The organism is Leptospira barantonii (assembly GCF_002811925.1).
In the GTDB taxonomy this organism is placed as follows: Bacteria; Spirochaetota; Leptospiria; order Leptospirales; family Leptospiraceae; genus Leptospira; species Leptospira barantonii.
The window spans coordinates 141,882-161,726 of record NZ_NPDS01000003.1; the positions used below are offsets into that span (position 1 = coordinate 141,882).

The window sequence follows — 19,845 nt, forward strand, 5'->3', positions numbered from 1 at the left end:
ATAGATTCAGAATCTAATGGAATTCAGACAGATTCGATACTTCCTCGAAATCAGGGACGCGGGAACCTTTCAAAAGGCCGCGGGTAAATTGGGCCTCACACAACCCGCGCTTTCGCGTCAGATTTTTCTTTTGGAAAAAGAATTGGGAACTTTACTTTTCGAAAGAGGCCCGAGACAAGTCCGCCTAACGCACGAAGGCGAAGTATTCTTAAGTTACGCGATCCGAATGAAGGAGCTTTGGGAAGAATTAAGATCCGGCATGAAAGAACCGGGCCGGGAACTTTCGGGAGAATTCTCCATATCCGCGGGAGGAACCGTGTCCGCTTGGATTCTTCCCCAAATTTTAAAGAAGATTCGAAAAGATCATCCCGATCTCGTACTTTCCGTACGAGAAGGAGATTCCTTGGAAACAAAAGAATCGATTTTGTTAAACGAAGTGGATTTGGGAATCCTCACCGGACCGGTAAACGAACCCGGACTTGTTTCCAGAGAATTTCTTTCGGATCGAATCGTGCCCGTCGCTCCGAAGACAGATCCGATCTTTCAAAAGAAAAAACAAACCTTAAAAGATATCAAAGAAGAATCCTTCGTGTTCTTTCATCCGGCGTCCGCCATCCGAAAGGCGGTTGAAAAAAGAATTCGTTCTCTCGGAAAAGAATTCCGTCCCAAAATCGGAATGGAACTGAGAAGCGTCGAGTCCGTCATCAAAAGTGTCGAAGCGGATCTCGGAATCGGTTTTTTATCCGAGTACAGCCTCACCCCGAAACTCAAAGTGATTCCGATTCCCGAACTAATCGTGGAAAGAAAATTCTTTCTTTGTCATAAGAAGACGATCCGGCCCGGTTTATCAAAACTCGCGGACGCGATCATACAGGAATCGAAACGATTCTAAACTAGATCAGTTACAAGCGTTTAGAACACCCGAAACTATTGTCTTCCAAAACGTACCGGGACCTTCAAACGACCAAAATCGATTTATGCGGTGATTGTTTTAAAAAAATCTCGAATATCATCGGCGACTTCGCGGGGAACTTCCCATTCCGAAAAATGTCCTCCCCGTTCCATAACGGTCCATCGCCTAACATCGTAAAAACGATCCGCCCATCTGCGGGGAGCCGGAACCGTAATTCCATCCCGCAAAGGCATGATGATCGCGGTTGGAACTTCGACCTTACCGCTGAGCCCCGGATTACGACCCACTTCTCGATACAATCGAATCGATGCCGCACCCGCGCCGTAAAACCAATGCAAAGAAAGATTATCCAATAACTTATCTCTTCCGAAATGTCGAACCGGATCTCCGTTGCAATCTCCCCAACGATAAAACTTTTCGAGGATCCAACTTGCTAAACCGACAGGAGAATCCGCAAGCGCGGGTGTTAAGGTTTCAGGACGAAGCCCTTGCAAAGTTGCATAAGAAGTTTCTAATTTAGCCCAAGAAACGACCTTTTGTTGATATTCGACCTCCTCTTCGGAAAGATCGTTCGGCAAGGGAAACAAGAACGGAGTAATTCCGGTGCGATGTAAACCGATGATATGATTCGGATATTTCAGTCCCAGCTGTTGTTGCACAAGCGCGCCTTGATCGGAACCACGCGCCGCGTATCTTTGATAACCCAATTCTTCCGTCATCAATTTGTGAACCAAGTCCGCGATCCGAGTAAAACTCATCCCATGTTGTTTGGGAATCTCCGAGAATAAATAACCGGGCAAAGAAACGGCGACTACGTCGAAGGTAAGAATATTATCGTTTTCTAATTCTGCAAGAAGCGGAATGATATCCGACATCTGGATAAAACTACTCGGCCATCCCTGCATCAATAAAAGAGGAATCGGATTTTTTCCTTTTCCTTTCGTGTGTATAAAATGAATTTTTGTGTCTTCGATCTCGGCGATAAAATGATCGAGTTTGTTAATTTGTTTTTCGCGGGAACGCCAGTCGTAATCGGTCGCCCAATGTCGCATTAGATCGTGAAGATAATCAGAATCGGTTCCGTCGGCCCAATTCGATGTTTCGATCGAAGGAACCCATCGTGTTTTTCTTAACCGATTCTTAAGATCTTCGATTTCTTCGTCCGGAATATGAACGGTAAATTTGGAAACGGAATTCTTTTTACTCAAGATTGATACCTCCGAACACGGACGAAAGGCGAAACGTGAAATTGCATCACAAGATTTCGTCTAACGTTCGATTCTCTATCAGAAATTATATCGGAGAATCTTTTCCGGTATCAATTCTTTTTTGACTTCGAGAAATTCTTCCCAAAGTCAAAATATAAATCAAGAGTCGAATGGATTGATCTAATCTTTTAAGCGAGTTTTGCCGCTTCTTCGTCCGAAACCCTATAGGGACGCATTCTTTTCAGATCCAAAAACAAACCGTAAAACTTAGCGGAACAAATCAGAACGCCGTCCGATTCGCGGTAAAGCTCTTGAATGGTTAAAACCTTACTTCCTTTCTGCGCCTCAAATCGAGTGGTGATCCGAGTCGTCTCTGGATATTTTAATTCCGCCTTGTATTCCAGCTCGGCTTTTAAAATCACCGGACCTATGTTTCGTTTTCTAAGTTCTGTCAAACTCAAACCGGTTTCGTCAAACGCGGCCACTCTCGCTTCGTGAAAATAACTCTGATACACTCCGTTGTTTACGTGACCGTTTTCGTCCAAATCCACCCAGCGCACCTTAACCGTATGAGAAAATAACTTAATTTCCTTTTGAACTTCCTGTTTCTTTTCAAGAGTTTCCATGATCTTCTCCTATGGTAGAACAGTCTGTCTACCTTTTGGAATCCTACAAAATGGTAGACAATCTTGTCTACCATTTTATGCTTCGGTCATTACGGTCAAAAAACCATGAAACAGACGCTCCAAAAACAAGATCCCGCAAAGGAACGTATCCTCAAAGCGACCGTACGACTTTTTTATGAAAAAGGTTACTCGGACACGGGTATCAACGAGATCCTAAGCGAAGCGGAAGCGTTTAAAAAAAGTCTATATCGTTATTTTCCGTCCAAGAAGGATCTCGGGATCGGTTATCTTACCTTTCAGGAAAATCAGATCATCGGATTAGCCGAAATCATGATGAACAAATACGACAAATATCAGGACTTTGTCGAGGCGTGGATTAAATTTATCCAAAGACGATTGAGAACCACATATCGGTTCGGTTGTCCTCTCGCAAACTTTGCGGTACAAACCCGTCACGAACCCGAACTCAGGGAAAGAATTTTAGAATCCATCGATCGCTGGAACCGAAGCTTTACGATGTATTTTTCCCGTCCGATTTGGAAAAAGAAAAAGTCACTCAATTCCAAAACGGCCCTTGAGTTTTCCGAAAAGGCGTTGTTTTTATATCAAGGCGCTATGCAACTCTACGGAGCGACCGGGAATAAAAAGTTTATAGACCGCTTGGAAATGGAACTTCTCAAACTGGAAGAAGCGGTTTAAAATTCACATTCAAACTTTTTAAACTTCCGTTTTCAGAATCGAACGATCCCGCGTTCGCTGGCATTGCAATATATGACGTCTTTTGTCCTGGTAAGAATGGACCGTGTAAAAGCCGCGCCCATCTTTGTATAAAAACGACTTGCTGTGATAGAATTCGGAAATAAGTTTTCTTCCAAGAGTTAGGCTCTTCTTTATGCCCGCTAAAAAACTAAAAACAAATACAGGTCATTCTCGTTTTACGAATCCAAAGGTTGCGGAAGTTTTTAATGAATATCCCGATGCGGTTCGGGAAAAATTACTACTGCTTAGGGAACTGATCATTGAAACTGCGGGCTCGATCGACGGTGTAGGAAACTTGGAGGAAACCTTAAAGTGGGGACAACCGAGTTATCTGACCCCGGTTACAAAAAGCGGAAGTACGATCCGAATCGACAAAATTCCTGCGGAAGAAAATCGATACGCGATCTACTTTCATTGTCAGACGAACTTGGTTTCCACCTTTCGAGAACTGTTTCCGAAACGATTCGATTTCGAAGGAGATCGGGCGATTCGTTTAAACGTAAAAGACCCTCTTCCCAAAAAAGAACTGAGCGTTTGTATCTCTCTCGCGTTGACGTATCATCTGGATAAAAGAAAAAAGAAGTAAAAAAAATCCCGAAACAAAGGAGCACATCCTATGCATCCGTCGTTTCGGGATTTTTTCGTTTCGAAAATTCTTAGATAGAAAATTCTTACGCGTTACGCATTATTACGCGGGAATGATCTCCAATTCTTCCTCGTCCGTATCCGTTTCCACGTTTCTCGCTTCACGGTAAGTCATCCATTTTCCGGTTTCGGAATCGATCACCTTACAACGAGAAGTCGATTTAAAATAATCTCCGAAAATCGTGTCCCTTTCCAAAACGTGTTCTCCGTAAACCGCTTTGATTTCGTTCAATGCACGTTTCAGATTGTAGAAAGGAATTTTCATGTGCACGTGATGAGGCATGTGAATGAAAATGTTATGAAAGAAAAAGTTCATCACCGGATTGATGTGGTAGTTGATGGTTCCTTTCATCTGTCCGTAATAAGGAGTCCATTCTTCCTTAGTTTTCCAAGGAATTTCGGAATGAATATGATGAACGTAAACCGTGATTCCCATAAAGTAGTTCCAAGCGATAAAAGGAACAAGACAAACTTTTGTGAACATCCAGAAACCCGCGCCGGCGTCGAAAACCCCGTTTGCCGAACCGCCGAAATAAAAAACCAAACCGGAAGAAGCCAGAGCGAAAGAGATCATGATCCACTTGTCCCTGCCCGCTTCTTTCATAGGAGCGGTGAAAAGAACCATTCCTTTCAACCATACTTCGACCATATAATAAAAGCCGCCGCCCCAAGCCGACCAGAAGAATCGATGCATCAATTTTCTGAATATTCCAAATTTCGCATATTCTTCGGCGGTCGCGGGATGCCATACGAAGTCGCCTTGTCTTTTGATCGTATGTCCGTGGTGAATTCTATTGTGTCCGTACGCCCACTGATTGAACGCGTGCAAGGAAGGAAGCATCGCGATTTGGCCGACCCAATACTGTAAAAATTTGCTTTTGAACAACGCTTCATGAGCGCAGTCGTGACCGACTACGAATAAGGCCGCGATCGTCATTCCGGCAAAAAACCATAAAAAAGGAAGAATGTACCAGCTGTTCACGTTCCACAGGAGAGTGATGATCACTCCGAAAAAAAACAGATCTCTCAAAAAGTAACCGATCCCTTTGTAGGCAGGATTTGCAAAAGTTTCATCCGACAGGGTTTCTCGAACCGATCCGAGTGTTTCCTTTGGCGGAGGGTTGTTTTTCATTTTCACTTCCATAACGTTCTCCTTAACGAACGGCGTTCACTTAACTAATGAACAACGTTAGCTAATGATCCAATTCTGGCAAGAAAAAAATTCAGAGGTTTTGTGACAAATTGTGAGAGTTCCCACAATTTTCGAGAGGCCTTCGAAAACGTTTTGAAGGAGTTCCTACATTCTTCAGTTTGGAAAAAGGCTGGACCGAACCCGTTCTTTAGAACGTAGAACGGAATTCTTTCCATTCGGATTGTGAAATCTGATACAAAACGTGTTTGGAAAGAATATGTTCTTGGGGAAGATTCGGATGAGAAAAGGAACCCGCTTCTTTCAGGCCGATTTTTTTCATCACGGATTGGGACCGAACGTTTAAGATAGAAGTAAAGGAAACGATTTTCGGGAATCGCAATTCTTCCAAGCCGTAACAAAGACAAACCGAAGCGGCCTCGCTCGCATAACCTCGATCCCAAAAAGAAGAAGCCAGTCTCCAGCCGATTTCGATCGCGGGTGTAAACGAAGCTTGGAATGAAACGTTCATAAATCCCGTAAAGCCGATCCATTCTCCCCCGGATTTGGATTCCAAAACCCAAAGACCGTAACCGAAGTTTTCGAAATGCGATCGAACCTTTTCTATGAATTTTTCAGAATCGCCTCTGGTTAAGAGAGATGGAAAATATTCCATCACGATCGGATCGGAACTCATTCGATAAAACGGTTCCAAATCCTCGTTCTTCCATTCTCTTAAAATCAATCGTTCTGTTTCCAGAATCATTCTTTCGGTCCTTGATTGAAATCGAAATCCTTCCGAACCCGCTTTTCGTTCTAACAAACGGGAAAATCGTTTTTTCGAAGTGGAAAGGAAAGAAATTTAGTATTGCCAAAGAAAATTCAGCCGATAGTATGGACAAAGTATTCCAGTTATTCAATCGATTTTCTAACTTCTAAAACGTAGTCCTATCTTAAAGTTTGCTCTTCTTTCTAAGTCCTGCATCTCTAAAATTCTTCTACTTCCCGTTTCAGGGAAACGCTGTTTTTAAATCAAGATAACTTGATTAATTTATAACGACACGAGGAAAATATGTCAGTTAATATTTATGTAGGAAATCTTTCTTACGATCTCAACGAAGGCACGTTAGGTGATCTTTTCAGAGTACACGGAACCGTGAACTCCGTTAAAATCATCACCGATCAGTATTCCGGAAAATCCAAAGGTTTCGGCTTTGTCGAAATGCCGAACAAGGACGAAGCGGACAAAGCGATTAAAGATCTGGACGGAAAAAACGTTCTTACTCGCAACCTGAAAGTAAACGTTGCTAAACCGAAAGGCGAAAGATTCTAATTTAGTAATTTAAGAAATTATTATTTTAGAAAGAATTCTTTCTTTCGTTCAACCGCCTTGGAGGAAATCCTTCGGGCGGTTTTTTTATGGGTTGGGAATGGGAAATTCGAAGTCATTTGGTTTTTACCAAGCTCGGTGTGTTTCTACTATTTTTGAAATAGGACATATGCTATTTTAATTTTACCTTACAAAATTCATCGCTCGGATCTCTTTCGCATAAGACCGCGACACCTTCTGCATTAGTGACCATTACAGTAGGATCGCTTGAAATATAAAATTGCCCTTCTTTACGGCCAACACTAAACCGCGATTCTACCTTCGTATTTTTTTTGCGAACTTTTCCACCTTTCATCATTTGGATCGGAGAATCACAAATCATACTTATTAAATATCTATCTTTTTCTTCTCTATATTTAACCCATTGTATTGAATACTTTTCGATAAAATAGTAAGCTACGTAGTCCGCGTTTCCACCTGGATTTAGCATTGTTGAAGAATTATAATATTTACTTGCTACTTTTTCCTCAAATTCCGCACTCGGATTTAAACTTAAATAATTGTATTTAACGATAGTTTGAAAGTATTCAAGTGCATATTTTTTGACTTCATCATTCGAATTGGGCAATATAGTCATCGCAGTCATTACACTTATGAATAAAAATTTTAAAACCTTCATTCTTTTTCTCCAGCAAATTTAATTCTTCTTCTATAATACTCAACAGTGATTTTACTTAGAGAATCTGCCAAATTATCCTCATAATAAGTTTTTATATAATTTACACCGCCTTGGAGAAAATCTTCGGGCGTTTTTTTATGGGTTGGGAAGAATGACGATTAACGTTTCTTCTTTTTTGCCGGGGCTTTTTTCTTGGGTGTGGGTTTTGCTTTTGAGGTTTTAGAAACAGGAGAAGATTTTTTAGCGACGGTCTTTTTCTTCGAGTTCGCCGTAGAAGCTGAGGTCTTAACAGGAACTTTCGAAGACGCTTTCGCCGAAGCCTTCGCGGCTTGAGATTCTTGTGGTTTAGAAGATTCTACTTTTCTAATGATCGGTTTCGGATCCTTATTCTCTTCTGCGGTGATCAGGTCGAAAAGACATTCGATTCCGAGAGGACCCATAAATAGGTTCAAATGCCCTGCTTCCGGAAGTTCTACGTCGTCGAAATGTCCCAGACGAGAATTCTCCGAAGGAAGAATGATCTGATCTTTTTGAGTGAATACAGACTGCACGTTAGGCAACTTCTCAAAAACATCGCCGACTTCCTGAATGAATTTCGAGTTCGGCATCATCTGCCAACAGCTGATAAAAATCGGCGCAAAGTATGCGAGATACGTTCCGCGTACCGGAGTTCCCGCGATGAAAATTTTCTTAACTCGATCTCGTCCTTTGTAAGTAAGACCCGCTGAAATCAAACCGCCCATCGAGTGACCGACGATATAACAGTCCTTAATTTTCTTATCGATCAGAAAGTTTTCGAGAATCTTACTTTTACTTCGGATGTTTCCGACTTGAAATCCGAGCGGAACGACGTAAACGGGATGACCGTTCGCCGAAAGATGTTTGAGCATCGGTTCCCAAGAAAGAGTTCTTCCTAAAAATCCCGAAACCAAAACGACGGGACGTTTATCTCCTTCGGGAGAATCTTCGAGTTCCGTGAAAATTCCTATGATCGCGTGCCAGAGATAAAGAATCGTATACCATTTTTCCGCTAAAAATTGCAGGAACGGATTTCGTACGGAACGATTGTCGGATACATAGGCGAGATGATCATTCATGAAGTTACTCCCGGTTGATTCCGGTTTTAGGTATTATTTTCTTCGAGCAACTACTTGAAAATCAAAAAAAGAAGGGAAGAATTTTTCCGGGACAACACGATCGTAACGAAAACGTTCCCGGAAATTTTATAGGGATAGGATCTATTCTTTCTTAAACTTTAAGGAAGCGGAATTGATACAATAACGCAATCCCGTAGGTCTCGGTCCGTCCGGAAATACGTGACCCAAATGTCCTCCGCATTTCGCACAAAGCGCTTCGGTTCTTACCATTCCATGACTGGAATCTCTTTCTTCTTCTACCGAACCTTCTTTGGCCGGTTGATAAAACGAAGGCCAACCGGAACCGGATTCGTATTTGGTTTCGGAGGAGAATAAAGGCGCGCCGCAAGCCGCACAAACGTAAGTTCCCTTTTCGTGATTTTGATACAGGGCGCCCGTAAAAGCCATTTCAGTTCCCTTCTGTCTTAAAATCCTATATTGTTCCGGCGTGAGTTCTTTTTTCCATTCGTCTTCGGACTTATTGACTTCGTAATTCATCTTTCCTCCTTTCTTCTTCGATTTGTTCGAATCGCCGTCCGTGTCCAGACAAGCGACGAATATCAACGACCCGACCGTTAACGCGAGTAAAATCCTGTTTGTCATATCGATTGATTCGTTTTGAAACTTGGACTGGTTACTAAAAAGGAAAGTGTTCGGAATTCTTGAATCTTTGTAAAGCGACGTTGAAAACGGAGAACTTTTAGAAGATTCTATATTCTTCCACGGTTTCCCGAAGAGAATCTTCCATTTCGCGGATATAACGAAGTTCCTGAGTCATTCTCCACATCGTTACCGAACCGTGATAGGCCATGAGCATTCTTCTCGCAACGTATTGAATGTCCATACTTCTTTTGAGCTGACCGGAACCGATCGCCTTCTGAAGATAATCGCTGATCATACGAGTCCATTTGGTTACTATGTCTTTTAGGAATTCCGTATATTCCGGATCGGAATCCATCACCTGACTCGCAAAACCCGCAAAGGGACAACCTACGAATTCTCCGTGACGGATTTGTTTTTCCTTGAGAATCACCCAAGCTCTTAAGAATTCTCCGAGATCCAAATAACGATCCATCAATCCTTGAAGATCGCTGAGAGTTTTTTCTTCCTGACGCGCGAGATAAGCGAGACCCAATTCTTTTTTGGATGGATAATGATCGTAAAGACTGGCCGCTACGGAATTGGATTCCTGAATGATCTGTCTCATTCCGGTATTCGAAAAACCCTGTTTGTAAAAAAGGGAAGTGGCCGTATCTAAAATTCTTTCCCGAACGCCGATTCCAGATTCTTTCTTTTTACGCGGTTGAGTTTTCATGATTGAACGTAGTTGATTCCGTAACCTATGAGGTTCATTTTCCAACCGGAAAAAAGTTCTGTCAATGACTTTGAAAGTTCGAAATAAAAAAACAGAACGAACGTTCTGTATTTTTTTGTTTGATCTAATTTTAGCTCGGTCTAAACTAGGGTCAGAATCTCCTAAGCAGTGTGGAGGGCCGATATGATCGCGGATGAAATTCAACTCGTGACTCGGATATCCGATCTGGACACCCAGAGACATGTTACGAGCCGGACTTACGAAAACTTCTGCCTCGAGGGCAGGTTTCGAACCCTGGAAAAGAACGGTTTTTCACTCAGGGAGATTCTGTCACAAGGGATTGCGATTCATCCTTTGGAGTCTCAAATTCGCTTCCTTGCACAACAGATGGAAGGCGCCAATCTGAGAACGGAAACCAAGGCGTTCCCCTTAAAAGACGGTAAAATTTTTTGGGATCAAAAAGTTTTATCGGATTCGGGGACTCCTGCGGCGGAGATCAAAACTCTTACGTTTTCCGAAAAGGGCGGAAGTCCGATCGACCTTCTTCCTTTCGAAAAAACGGAGATTACCGGATTCGATCAGTTTCAGCAGATCCCCGATTTTCGAGGAACCTGCAAAACCGTGGATACGGAAATGATCACTCTCTACAGCGAGAGAAACATTTTCGGCGAATACAACCCGGCTTATCTCTGGAGAATCGTTGAGGACTCGCGATGGTTTTTTTCAACCGAGACGGGTCTGACTCTCGATCGATTCGTGGAAATGGATACCACGATGTTTTTTATGGGCGGCGTGTTCCGTTTTTTTCATCCCGTTCCCGCGGGGAGAAAAATCAAAGTAAGCACTTGGATCCATTCTTTCGAAAAGATCCGGAGCTACATGAGACACGAAGTCACGGACGTGGAAACGGGTTTGAGATATTTCGCGGTCCAGGACGAACAGCTTGTGGTTTCAGTCTCCAAGTCTCGTCCGAAAAAAGCGCCCGAAGAGTTTCAAAGACTCGTAGGCGATTATGTTGAGAATTTTGAATATTCTCAAAAATGAATATAGGATTGATATTTAAGAATTTGAAGTCTGGAGAAAGAAAATGAAATTAGCAAAACCTTTGGCAATTTGTACGCCAAGAAGAACTCCTTTTGCTCAGATCGCGAAAGCTCTGGGACCATACCCTGGTCATCACCTGGGGAAAATAGTCGCAGAAGATATTCTCGCTAAAAGCAAATTGAAACCGTCTCAAATCGACGGAGTTGTTGTTGGAGAAGGATTCAGTAACGCGCCTAACTCTGCAAGAGTGATCGCGAACCTGGTAGGAATGAGAGACGAAATCGCTTGTATCACCGTTGCGAACAACTGCGTATCCGGTATGGAAGCTGTCGCTGAAGCGGCTCGTAGAATCGTTTTAGGTGAAGGCGAAGTGTTCCTCGCAATCGGCGAAGAATCCCAAACTTCCATGCCTTTTATCGTTAAAAACGCTCGTTTGAACAAAAAAGCGGGTTCCCTTGATAAGCTCAAAAAACTTCTTCCCGACAATCTTCCGGAAGGCGTTGAACTCAGAGACACGTTGGAAGACGGACTCGGAGACGGAGAAACTTCTTACGGTATGCAGGTGACTGCAGAGATCGTAGCTCAGAACTACGCTCTTTCCCGCGAGATCCAAGATAAACTCGCTTTCGAATCTTTCAAAAGAGCATTAGAAGCTTCTAAAGCTGGAAAATACGCTCCTTACATCATCCCTATGAAAGACGACGAAGGTAACGAACTTACGATCGACGAAGCTGTCGGTCTCCGTGAAGGTCTGGTGGAAAACCCGACTCGTATGGGACGCGCAATGCTTATGTTCGATAACCCTGCGATGAAGTTCGAAGAATTCAAAACCAAGTATGCAAAGGATCTTAAAAAATCCCACGGACCTACGGTTTCCATCTTCAACGCAAGTCCTCGTTCCGATGGAGCGGCGGGTGTGATCATCACGACCGTTGAAAAAGCGAAAGAGCTCGGTCTTACGATCGAAGCTGTCGTTTCCGGATGGAACATGAAAGGTGTTCATCCTAACAACATGGGAATCGGACAAGCGGCGGCTACCGAAGCTCTCTTAAACGACGTAGGAATCAAAATGCAAGATGTGGACTACGTTGAAATCCACGAAGCTTTTGCCGCGACTGCGGTTGGCGCTCTCGAGCAAATCAAAATGGATACCGGTTGGGATTGGGAAAAATCCTTCGACGCAAAGAAAGTAAACCCGAACGGCGGCTCTATCGCGATCGGTCACCCTTTCGGAGCGACCGGAATCCGTTTGATCGCAAACGCGATCATGGACTTGAAAGAAGATCCTTCTGCTAACAAGGTCATGATTACCGCTTGTGCTCACGGTGGTATCGCAGGATCTATGTTGATCGAAAGATACAAAGGTTAATTAGAACTTTAGATTTTTCTAAAGTGATAATCGACTCCATTCTTCCGCAAGGAAGAATGGAAATTAAAAAAGCCCCGATTGATTCGGGGCTTTTTCTTTTACGGGAGAATGTTTCGTTCTCGCCGTTTTATATTGTTCTTTATTCTTTATTATGGATCGTTTAACGATTATTGTTCGACGCAGAGAAGTTTTTGAGGAGCCGAATCACAAGCAGGAACCGTGCTTCCTTTTAATGCGACAGTTGCCGCGTTTGCTTGTCCCGCATTTCCATTGTTACCGAATGCGTTGCTCTGCCAGTTTCCACAAGTGGCGCCTGCGGCCGCAGACCAATCCGTCGTGGTTGCGACAAAGCCGGACCAAAACGAAGCCGCCGTGGCTTGTATCGGATTGCTTACGGTTGAAATCAATCCGTTCGCGTCGGTCGTAAACACCTTTGTGGCTTGATCGACTCGGTAATAATCCTTACTTGCTTGCAAGATCCAGTTCTTCGCTCCCGTGGTCGGGTTACTCGGGCACACTGCGCCGTCGTTAATACACGCATATCTTCTTCCCAAACCGCCCGAGTCTCCGGTGATAAAAGCCTTATACGTCCCGGAGGAAGGTTTGTTCGCATCCGTGGAACATTTCGTATCAGCTCCGTTGATTCCACCGAGGTTTCCGTCATAGGAGGTTGCGGTTACGAAAACTCGAAGTTTCGAATCGCTCGATCCGCCGGCCGCGCTATTTTGAGCGACTAACAGGACCAAAGCGGCGATCACAACGTTGTTGTCATCGTTCGATGACTTACATTGGATAGTCAGAAAGGATAGTATAACAAGAATTAAAGAGAAACACGTTAGATGTGATTTCAAGGTTGATTTCATACCGCAAATAAATTATAAAATCAAAAAGAATGTCAATTCAAAATATAATAAGAATATTAATATTTATAATTCACTTCTATTTTAACCGGAATACAAGCGATCCGCTCCTTTCTGTTGCAGTTCCTACATTCTAGGAAACGATGTTCAGCCGGATTCTCATTTGAATGTAGGAACTCCTAGTTTCTTTCAAATATAGAATCATCATTCTACTCAACTGCCATAGGGACAGAGAATCAAGGGATCCATTCCATTCTTTGCTTAAAATATGAGCTATATTGCGAAATCAATTCGCAGATTTAAAAAGACAAAACGCCCTTCATCCACTTTATCATTTCGCATTAACCGATTTTGGTCGGAGCATTTTTCTTCTTGCGCATTCGATCGAAGCAAGGATGGTATTGGCCATGCAGAATGTTTTACTTCAACCGGAAAAAGGAATCTTCTTACAATCGGTAACATCGACAAACACAGTCATCAAAAGCAAAGAGTTCCCGCACGGAACTTGGATCGTCGCGGAGGAACAAACCGCGGGAAGAGGAAGAAAGGATAGAACCTGGGAAGTATTCGGAGAAGAATCTCTGATCTTTTCCGGAAAAATCGGTCTCGAAAATTTCGACGGAGGACCGGGACTTTCTCTGTTTATCGGAACGGCTCTTTGTAAGGCGATTCTTTCCGTTTATCCCGAACTTACACGGGACATTAAGATCAAATGGCCGAACGATTTATACAGAGGAAAGAAAAAGGTTGCAGGAATTCTAATAGAGTCGGAGATCGAAGGTCCGTCCATCACTCTAATCATAGGAATCGGATTGAACTTATTCGGAAACGTAGAGTCGATTCCTTCTCATCTCACGGACGCGGGGTTCTTAAATACGAACCCGGATCGAGCGGGCAAAAAAAACGAGATCTTGGAAAAGCTGATTCCGTTTTTAAACGAAGCGATTCTTCTTTGGAAAGATTCGGACGGCAGAAAAAAAGAGCTGATTTTGTTAAACGAACTCCTTCTTTGGAAGGGTCAGTCCGTAAGTTATACGGAAAACGGACAACTCTTGACAGGCGTGTTGGAAGGATTGGGCGAAAACGGCTCCCTAATTCTAAAAACTCCTTCCGGAACCCGACTGGATTTCATTGACAGCCCGGAGGATTTCCATTCTCTAAACTAAAATGCTCTTAGTAGTCGACGTAGGCAATACGAACACGGTCTTCGGAATTTTCGAAAACGGAAAGACCACTCCCCTCTTTCACAAACGAACCGTTACCCGAAAAGATAGAACGTCCGACGAACTCGGACTGTTCTTCAAGGGATTCTTAAGAGAATTTAAAATCGAAAACGAAGCGATCACGGGCGGAATTTATTCCAGTGTCGTTCCTACTTTGAACCCGATCTTGGATAGAATGTTCGTGGATTGGTTTAAGATCGAAGCCGTTCGCGTTCACTATCAGATGAATCTTCCTTTTTCGATCGCTTATCCAAGACCCTATGAAATCGGAGCGGATCGTCTCGTAAACGCGGCGGCATCCGTGATCGATTCTCCCGGAAAATCCATCATCATCGACTTGGGAACCGCGACCACATTTTGTGTGGTCAGCGAAAAACCCGAATATCTCGGAGGAGTAATCGCGCCCGGTTTGAAAGTTTCAATGGACGCGTTGACTCGAAACACTTCTCAACTTCCGCCGATCGTTTTTCAATCTCCGGAAAAAATCTTAGGCGATTCGACGATCGAATCGATTCAAGCCGGATTCTTTTTTGGTTGGATCGGTCTTTTGGAAGGAATCATTCGCGAAATCAAAAAGGACAAAGGCAACGATTACAGAGTGATCGGAACCGGCGGTTTGGTCACGGTAATCGACGCGGCTCATCCGGGAATCTTCGATAGAATCGATCCGCTTTTGACTCTACGCGGTCTACAAATCCTTCATGAGATGAATAAATAAGTTCAAAACAAATGTTCGACTTTCTCAAACGTCAACCGTCCGTTCCGATTACGGACGAGGTTTGGATTTCACAAAATTCTAAATTAGAAAAATGTAAAAGACTTCTTCGTAAAAACGATTCTTACCTGTTCGTTTTTTGGTTCGAGGATTCGTTGGAGAACTTTCAAACCGCTCTTGATTTAGGGAAGAATTCTCCGAACCTCGCCTACGCGCACGAACTTTCCGTCGTCGATCTCGCGAGCCGAACTCCGATCTTCTGCGAACATCATCCTCTTCGTAAAACGGAACAGGATCTTTTTCTTTCCCTGAAGTTCAAAGAGGTTACTGTTTTTTCCTCACTCGACGAACCCTTGTTCCAAAAATTCGGAGGAGAGAAAGTCGCCGAGCTGATGAAACAACTCGGGGTCGCCGGAAATTCGATTTCTCATTCTTGGGTTACCGCTTCGATTCGGCGCGCACAAGAAAAAATTGCGGCGAAAATTTCGATCGAACAAAGAACGCGATCCTCCCAAGAAGAATGGTTTTCCTTAAACCTTCCGGGTTGAGTTCGAATCTAATCAAAGTTCGCTCGGATTCCAAATGTCGCTTAACAAAAAAATTCCGGAGTGGTTTTGATGAATCGAAAATTGTTTTTGATTTCGGCCGCGTGCGTCTGCGTTTGTGTTTTTTTGTTCACGGGTTGTGATTCGAACGGAACCTACTACAGGGCGATCACAAACGTTTATCCGAATACAAAAACCAACGATATTTTCCCCGTAAAAAAAGTCCCCACCTCTCCTCCCGTTTCAAATCTTCCCGAAAACAAAGAATTCACTTTTCCTAATATTCTTAGCTTCCAAACGATGAAAGGACAAGAATCTTCCACCTTGGAGGATCTATTTCAACGTACAAAAACCGACGCTTTAATCGTCGTCAAAGACGGCAAGGTGGTTCTCGAAAAATACGGAAAGAACTCCGAAAGAAACTCGGTTCATTCGGTATTCTCGGTTTCCAAGTCGATCCTATCGACGTTGATCGGAATCGCGATCGAAGAAGGTAAAATCAAAAGCGTCGACGATCCGGTAATCACATATATACCCGAATTAAAAAACAAGGGACTGGATTCTTTGAAGATTCGCGACTTGATGCTTATGTCTTCGGGGATCGACTATCAAAGAATCGAAGATACTTTCTTTCTGTTCATTCCATTCTCACCCGATATTCAAACGTTTTACGGAAATGATTTGAGAGGAATCGTTCCAACGCTAAAGGCCGGTAAAAATCCGATCGGAGATTCCTTCAACTACAATGACTATTATCCGATTTTGGAAGGAATCATTTTAGAACGCACAACGAACATGAACGTTTCCTTATATACTCAGAAAAAAATTTGGGAACCCATGGGAATGGAGTTCGATTCCTTTTGGACGTTGGACAGCGTTGAAAAAGGTTTCGAAAGAACCCTCGTCGGCTTCAAAGCAAGCGCGGTCGACCTTGCGCGTTTCGGTCTTTTGTTTTTAAATCGCGGAAATTGGAACGGCAAAAAAATTCTTTCCGAACATTGGATCAGAGAAGCGACCTCTCCAAATCCGAAAGATACAAGAGAATGGAAGGTCTTTCCGTTTTGGCCGAGACTAGGCGGTTATTATAAATACCACTGGTGGGGTTTAAAAAATCCGGATCAATCCTATGATTTTATGGCTCGAGGCAATCTGGGTCAGTTGATCTACGTTTCTCCGGCGACGAATACTGTAATCGTTCGCCTGGGAAGCGAGCCGGATCAAAACTATCAATGGCCTTTTATTGCAAGATCGATCTCGCAAGCAATCCGTTGATTTTGTTAAGCGAAGTTCAAACAAAAAGAAGGCGCCTTTAGAACGCCTTCTTTTCCTTTAACCAAGAAAGAATTTCACGATCGAAAACTCCCGGTTCTTCGAGCTGAGGTGTATGTCCACTCTTCTCGAAATAGCGCAGGGTAATATCTTTAAAAAGCGGTAAGACCGATTCCCAAAGATGAGCGGGAGGCATCAGATAATCGTATTTTCCCAAGGCGAGATAAACGGGCACTTCGATCCGATCGAGTCCCGGTTTGATATCGATGTCCCGAAAAATTTCTCCCCAAACATGATCGAAGAAGGCGGTGTTCACCGGAATATCCTTCCATAGCCAGGAAGAATCATATTTGAAATCGTACCAACTTCTCGCACCCGCATACACATTAAATAATTTGAATGCGTTTTGCGGATCTTTCGAAATCGCTTCTCCAAGTTTGGACATACGTTCTTCGAAATATTCTTTACGATCCGCGGAGGCATTCTCCTGAAAATAGGATTCGATCAATTCGTGACTTTTTTTAGAAAGATCGGGAGCCGTACACATCAGGATCAGATGGGATACGTTTTGCGGATATTTTTTTGTATATTCCAAAGCCATATAGCCGTGACCGGAATGTCCGAGTAAAATCATCTGCTTCAAACCGAGTTCTTTTCGAATTCGTTCCATGTCTTCCAAAATGATATCCAGGGAAAAATCATTCTTATTCGAAGAAGAACTTCCTTCGGCATAACCCCGATGATCCGCAAAAATCATTCTGCAAGAATTGCGGAGGTTTTGAGAAAAACTTCGATCGTAATAAAGCGCGCTTCCGATTACGAAAAGATCCGGACCTTGTCCTTCGGCGATATATTGAAGATTCCATTCTTTGGATTTTACAAAACCTTCGATTCGATTCTGGTTCACGTTTCAACCTCCGGTGTTTCGAATTTACCAATTTTTAGAAAGCTACTTTCTTGAAAATATTTTTACAATAAGACACGTTAACCGTTCATTCTAAATTCGGCGACTTCGTAAAGATTACTTTATAAAGATGGGAACCGATTCCGTTCAAAGAAAATCGATATCGATTGTTATCCGTATGGAACGCTTTTGAAAAACCGGGTTGACATCCGATTTTTCGAACCCGAAGATCAAATTCGATTCGGAGGAAATTATGAGAACTCTTTTGATTTTGGTAACGGGTTTTTGTTTAAGCGGCATTTTAATCGGGAAGGAGAAAACGGTGATCAAATCCAAAAACAGAATTCCGAATCGGCTCATCGATTACAAAACGTTTCAAAATACGGTCAATTCCTCCTCGGAAGAAAGAGAGGCCAAACGCCTTACGGAAGAGGATTTTTTAAAGATGATCGAAAACGAAGACGTCGTTCTTTTGGATGCGCGTTCCGAATCCCGTTACAAACTCAGACATATTCGAGGTGCGGTCAGTCTTCCGTTTACGGAGTTCACGAAAGAATCCCTCGCTCACGTAATTCCGAATTTACATTCTAAAGTTCTAATATACTGCAATAACAATTTCACCGGAAGTCCGCAAGCCTTTGCCGCAAAAGCTCCCGCCGCGTCTTTAAATCTTTCCACCTTCGTTTCGCTCAAAGCGTACGGTTATCAGAATGTCTACGAACTCGGTCCGCTTTTGGACGTCAAAACGACAAAGATTCCTTTCGAGGGAAGCGAAGTAGAGTAATCCAGTTTTTTTTAATCGTTCGTTGTCGGAGATACGACGACTAACGAATCCGAGTCCCGAGCAAAGGGCTGAAACTCATCGAAAGCCCAACGTAGGCGGCCGCGACCGCGTCCCAAGAATCGTCATGACCTTTCAAAAGATCCACGTTCAAAAGAATCTTCAACGCTTGACGAATCTGTTTTTTGTCTGCGGTCCCGCTCCCCGTTGTTCCTTTTTTGATTTGAGAAACGGTAGGTTCTAAAATTCGAATATTCAATTCTGCTAAAGTAAGCAAAAGAACGCCTCGGGATTCGAACACACGCGACGCGGTTTTTTTATTCTTCGCAAAAAACATTTCCTCAACCGAAGCGATCGAAGGTTTGTATTCTTCCAATATATCCGCAAGACCTTTGCGAAGGATCAAAAGATTATCGGGACTCGGAGTTCCCGAAGGAACCTCGACGGTTCCGTATGTAAGAATTCGGATCTTAGAAGAAGCTTTTTCCAAAACCGCATAACCGGCCCTATGCGAACCCGGATCGATCCCGATAATTCTCAAGTTAAAAACTCCGGAAAGAAAATAGGATAAAAGAAAGGCGGGAAGATCCGTTTCTCCCTTTCCGAAGAAGGAAGGGAGAAACGATGGAAGGATTTTTTAGAGGATCACTCAAATTCTTTTTCGAGCGACGCCGCCAATTCGAAGTTGGAAGTAACGGAAGTAACGTCGTCGTGTCCGTCGAGTTGATCGATCAACTTCATTATCTTTTCTGCAACTTCCTTGTCCGCAATTTCCGAACTGACCAAAGCGATATACCGAATTTCGGATTCTTCCGCTTTGAGTCCCTTTTCGTTCAATGCGTGAAGAACGGTTTCATAATCGTCGGGAGCGGTGATGACTCTGTAAACTTCTCCCTCGTTGATCACGTCCTCAGCTCCGGCTCCGACCGCGAGATCGACGAGTTCGTCTTCTCCGATCTGAGCGGATTCCAAAACGATCACTCCCTTCTTTTCAAAAAGTCTGCTCACCGATCCGGAAGTTGCGAGAGAACCTCCCAACTTGGTGAGAATACTTTTGACCTCGGGAGTTGTTCTCGATTTTTTATCGGTAACCGCCGATACCATGATCGCGATTCCGCCGGGTCCGAAACATTCGTAGAGACACTCTTCGTAAGTGACTCCTTCCAAATCTCCCGTTCCCTTTTTGATTGCCCTTTCTATATTGTCTTTGGGCATGTTCACTGACTTGGCTTTCAGTACCGCGAGTCTAAGTCTCGGATTTCCTTCCGGATCTCCTCCTCCCATCTTTGCGGCTACTGTGATTTCTTTTCCTACTCTGGTAAAAATGGCTCCGCGTTTGGAATCGATCGCGTCTTTCTTACGTTTGATCGTTGCCCACTTCGAATGTCCGGACAT

Annotated in this window: 23 protein-coding genes and 1 pseudogene; 12 read left to right on the forward strand and 12 right to left on the reverse strand. The window is 43.4% G+C overall.

Features of this window, described 5'->3' with window-relative positions:
- Positions 1–16 precede the first annotated feature (16 nt).
- Positions 17–892 (forward strand): LysR family transcriptional regulator, encoded by an 876-nt coding sequence (locus tag CH367_RS09235; protein WP_100762212.1) that lies wholly within the window; start codon positions 17–19, stop codon positions 890–892.
- A gap of 83 nt (positions 893–975) precedes the next feature.
- On the opposite strand, the gene CH367_RS09240 is transcribed toward CH367_RS09235, so the two are convergent.
- Complete coding sequence (locus CH367_RS09240) at positions 976–2,121, reverse strand: epoxide hydrolase family protein (RefSeq protein WP_165783254.1); 1,146 nt, start codon at positions 2,119–2,121, stop codon at positions 976–978.
- A 188-nt stretch (positions 2,122–2,309) separates the two neighbouring features.
- Complete coding sequence (locus tag CH367_RS09245; protein ID WP_100762214.1) at positions 2,310–2,747, reverse strand: acyl-CoA thioesterase; 438 nt, start codon at positions 2,745–2,747, stop codon at positions 2,310–2,312.
- A gap of 105 nt (positions 2,748–2,852) precedes the next feature.
- Between CH367_RS09245 and CH367_RS09250 the strand changes: the two genes are divergently transcribed.
- A complete protein-coding gene (locus tag CH367_RS09250) occupies positions 2,853–3,446 on the forward strand; it encodes a TetR/AcrR family transcriptional regulator (RefSeq protein WP_100762379.1) in 594 nt (197 codons plus the stop codon).
- A 193-nt stretch (positions 3,447–3,639) separates the two neighbouring features.
- Complete coding sequence (locus tag CH367_RS09255) at positions 3,640–4,092, forward strand: DUF1801 domain-containing protein (RefSeq protein WP_100762215.1); 453 nt, start codon at positions 3,640–3,642, stop codon at positions 4,090–4,092.
- A gap of 102 nt (positions 4,093–4,194) precedes the next feature.
- Here CH367_RS09255 and CH367_RS09260 read toward each other — a convergent pair whose 3' ends face one another.
- Complete coding sequence (locus CH367_RS09260; protein ID WP_100762216.1) at positions 4,195–5,295, reverse strand: fatty acid desaturase; 1,101 nt, start codon at positions 5,293–5,295, stop codon at positions 4,195–4,197.
- A gap of 196 nt (positions 5,296–5,491) precedes the next feature.
- Positions 5,492–6,046: a GNAT family N-acetyltransferase gene (locus CH367_RS09265; protein ID WP_100762380.1), complete on the reverse strand. Its 555-nt coding sequence runs from the start codon at positions 6,044–6,046 to the stop codon at positions 5,492–5,494.
- Positions 6,047–6,139: 93 nt separating this feature from the next.
- Between CH367_RS09265 and CH367_RS20995 the strand changes: the two are divergent.
- Together CH367_RS20995 and CH367_RS09270 are read left to right on the forward strand one after the other, a co-directional pair.
- Positions 6,140–6,321: pseudogene (locus CH367_RS20995) on the forward strand (hypothetical protein); the annotation flags it as partial.
- A 31-nt stretch (positions 6,322–6,352) separates the two neighbouring features.
- On the forward strand, positions 6,353–6,613 hold the full coding sequence (locus CH367_RS09270; protein WP_010575944.1) for an RNA recognition motif domain-containing protein: 261 nt from the start codon (positions 6,353–6,355) through the stop codon (positions 6,611–6,613).
- A 169-nt stretch (positions 6,614–6,782) separates the two neighbouring features.
- On the opposite strand, the gene CH367_RS09275 is transcribed toward CH367_RS09270, so the two are convergent.
- The 4 genes from CH367_RS09275 to CH367_RS09290 all read right to left on the reverse strand — a co-directional run bounded on the left by CH367_RS09275 (position 6,783) and on the right by CH367_RS09290 (position 9,740).
- Positions 6,783–7,289 (reverse strand): hypothetical protein, encoded by a 507-nt coding sequence (locus CH367_RS09275; protein ID WP_100762217.1) that lies wholly within the window; start codon positions 7,287–7,289, stop codon positions 6,783–6,785.
- A gap of 158 nt (positions 7,290–7,447) precedes the next feature.
- Complete coding sequence (locus tag CH367_RS09280) at positions 7,448–8,386, reverse strand: esterase/lipase family protein (RefSeq protein WP_100762218.1); 939 nt, start codon at positions 8,384–8,386, stop codon at positions 7,448–7,450.
- 141 nt (positions 8,387–8,527) lie between these two features.
- Complete coding sequence (msrB, locus tag CH367_RS09285; protein ID WP_208861990.1) at positions 8,528–8,923, reverse strand: peptide-methionine (R)-S-oxide reductase MsrB; 396 nt, start codon at positions 8,921–8,923, stop codon at positions 8,528–8,530.
- A gap of 202 nt (positions 8,924–9,125) precedes the next feature.
- Complete coding sequence (locus tag CH367_RS09290; RefSeq protein ID WP_100762220.1) at positions 9,126–9,740, reverse strand: TetR/AcrR family transcriptional regulator; 615 nt, start codon at positions 9,738–9,740, stop codon at positions 9,126–9,128.
- A 183-nt stretch (positions 9,741–9,923) separates the two neighbouring features.
- On the opposite strand from CH367_RS09290, the gene CH367_RS09295 reads away from it, so the two are divergent.
- Positions 9,924–10,784, forward strand: coding sequence for an acyl-CoA thioesterase (locus CH367_RS09295; protein ID WP_100762221.1), 861 nt, complete (start codon positions 9,924–9,926; stop codon positions 10,782–10,784).
- Between the two features lie 43 nt (positions 10,785–10,827).
- Positions 10,828–12,153, forward strand: coding sequence for a thiolase family protein (locus tag CH367_RS09300; RefSeq protein ID WP_100762222.1), 1,326 nt, complete (start codon positions 10,828–10,830; stop codon positions 12,151–12,153).
- A gap of 167 nt (positions 12,154–12,320) precedes the next feature.
- Here the strand turns inward: CH367_RS09300 and CH367_RS09305 are convergent, their stop codons facing one another.
- On the reverse strand, positions 12,321–12,911 hold the full coding sequence (locus CH367_RS09305) for a DUF1554 domain-containing protein (protein WP_165783255.1): 591 nt from the start codon (positions 12,909–12,911) through the stop codon (positions 12,321–12,323).
- 509 nt (positions 12,912–13,420) lie between these two features.
- Between CH367_RS09305 and CH367_RS09310 the strand changes: the two genes are divergently transcribed.
- The 4 genes from CH367_RS09310 (at position 13,421) to CH367_RS09325 (ending at position 16,768) form a co-directional block, all read left to right on the forward strand.
- On the forward strand, positions 13,421–14,179 hold the full coding sequence (locus tag CH367_RS09310; protein ID WP_100762381.1) for a biotin--[acetyl-CoA-carboxylase] ligase: 759 nt from the start codon (positions 13,421–13,423) through the stop codon (positions 14,177–14,179).
- 1 nt (position 14,180) lies between these two features.
- Positions 14,181–14,954, forward strand: coding sequence for a type III pantothenate kinase (locus CH367_RS09315; RefSeq protein WP_100762224.1), 774 nt, complete (start codon positions 14,181–14,183; stop codon positions 14,952–14,954).
- An 11-nt stretch (positions 14,955–14,965) separates the two neighbouring features.
- Positions 14,966–15,499 carry a hypothetical protein gene (locus tag CH367_RS09320; RefSeq protein WP_100762225.1) on the forward strand — a complete coding sequence of 178 codons (534 nt, stop codon included), beginning with the start codon at positions 14,966–14,968 and terminating at the stop codon, positions 15,497–15,499.
- A gap of 69 nt (positions 15,500–15,568) precedes the next feature.
- On the forward strand, positions 15,569–16,768 hold the full coding sequence (locus CH367_RS09325; RefSeq protein ID WP_100762226.1) for a serine hydrolase domain-containing protein: 1,200 nt from the start codon (positions 15,569–15,571) through the stop codon (positions 16,766–16,768).
- 37 nt (positions 16,769–16,805) lie between these two features.
- Here CH367_RS09325 and CH367_RS09330 read toward each other — a convergent pair whose 3' ends face one another.
- Positions 16,806–17,672 carry an alpha/beta fold hydrolase gene (locus tag CH367_RS09330; RefSeq protein ID WP_100762227.1) on the reverse strand — a complete coding sequence of 289 codons (867 nt, stop codon included), beginning with the start codon at positions 17,670–17,672 and terminating at the stop codon, positions 16,806–16,808.
- A 250-nt stretch (positions 17,673–17,922) separates the two neighbouring features.
- On the opposite strand from CH367_RS09330, the gene CH367_RS09335 reads away from it, so the two are divergent.
- A complete protein-coding gene (locus CH367_RS09335) occupies positions 17,923–18,453 on the forward strand; it encodes a rhodanese-like domain-containing protein (RefSeq protein ID WP_208861985.1) in 531 nt (176 codons plus the stop codon).
- Positions 18,454–18,493: 40 nt separating this feature from the next.
- Here the strand turns inward: CH367_RS09335 and CH367_RS09340 are convergent, their stop codons facing one another.
- Positions 18,494–18,991, reverse strand: a complete 498-nt coding sequence (locus tag CH367_RS09340) for a crossover junction endodeoxyribonuclease RuvC (protein ID WP_100762228.1) — start codon at positions 18,989–18,991, stop codon at positions 18,494–18,496.
- Between the two features lie 104 nt (positions 18,992–19,095).
- Positions 19,096–19,845 carry a YebC/PmpR family DNA-binding transcriptional regulator gene (locus CH367_RS09345; protein ID WP_100762229.1) on the reverse strand — a complete coding sequence of 250 codons (750 nt, stop codon included), beginning with the start codon at positions 19,843–19,845 and terminating at the stop codon, positions 19,096–19,098.

Coding starts and splice junctions, on each gene's coding strand:
- CH367_RS09335 (WP_208861985.1), top strand. CDS start 17,923: ATGAGAACTCTTTTGATTTTGGTAACGGGTTTTTGTTTAAGCGGCATT.
- CH367_RS09300 (WP_100762222.1), top strand. CDS start 10,828: ATGAAATTAGCAAAACCTTTGGCAATTTGTACGCCAAGAAGAACTCCT.
- CH367_RS09250 (WP_100762379.1), top strand. CDS start 2,853: ATGAAACAGACGCTCCAAAAACAAGATCCCGCAAAGGAACGTATCCTC.
- CH367_RS09235 (WP_100762212.1), top strand. CDS start 17: ATGGAATTCAGACAGATTCGATACTTCCTCGAAATCAGGGACGCGGGA.
- CH367_RS09260 (WP_100762216.1), bottom strand. CDS start 5,295: ATGGAAGTGAAAATGAAAAACAACCCTCCGCCAAAGGAAACACTCGGA.
- CH367_RS09270 (WP_010575944.1), top strand. CDS start 6,353: ATGTCAGTTAATATTTATGTAGGAAATCTTTCTTACGATCTCAACGAA.
- CH367_RS09255 (WP_100762215.1), top strand. CDS start 3,640: ATGCCCGCTAAAAAACTAAAAACAAATACAGGTCATTCTCGTTTTACG.
- CH367_RS09325 (WP_100762226.1), top strand. CDS start 15,569: ATGAATCGAAAATTGTTTTTGATTTCGGCCGCGTGCGTCTGCGTTTGT.
- CH367_RS09345 (WP_100762229.1), bottom strand. CDS start 19,845: ATGTCCGGACATTCGAAGTGGGCAACGATCAAACGTAAGAAAGACGCG.
- CH367_RS09320 (WP_100762225.1), top strand. CDS start 14,966: ATGTTCGACTTTCTCAAACGTCAACCGTCCGTTCCGATTACGGACGAG.
- CH367_RS09265 (WP_100762380.1), bottom strand. CDS start 6,046: ATGATTCTGGAAACAGAACGATTGATTTTAAGAGAATGGAAGAACGAG.
- CH367_RS09315 (WP_100762224.1), top strand. CDS start 14,181: ATGCTCTTAGTAGTCGACGTAGGCAATACGAACACGGTCTTCGGAATT.
- CH367_RS09310 (WP_100762381.1), top strand. CDS start 13,421: ATGCAGAATGTTTTACTTCAACCGGAAAAAGGAATCTTCTTACAATCG.
- CH367_RS09290 (WP_100762220.1), bottom strand. CDS start 9,740: ATGAAAACTCAACCGCGTAAAAAGAAAGAATCTGGAATCGGCGTTCGG.
- msrB (WP_208861990.1), bottom strand. CDS start 8,923: ATGAATTACGAAGTCAATAAGTCCGAAGACGAATGGAAAAAAGAACTC.
- CH367_RS09280 (WP_100762218.1), bottom strand. CDS start 8,386: ATGAATGATCATCTCGCCTATGTATCCGACAATCGTTCCGTACGAAAT.
- CH367_RS09245 (WP_100762214.1), bottom strand. CDS start 2,747: ATGGAAACTCTTGAAAAGAAACAGGAAGTTCAAAAGGAAATTAAGTTA.
- CH367_RS09275 (WP_100762217.1), bottom strand. CDS start 7,289: ATGAAGGTTTTAAAATTTTTATTCATAAGTGTAATGACTGCGATGACT.
- CH367_RS09295 (WP_100762221.1), top strand. CDS start 9,924: ATGATCGCGGATGAAATTCAACTCGTGACTCGGATATCCGATCTGGAC.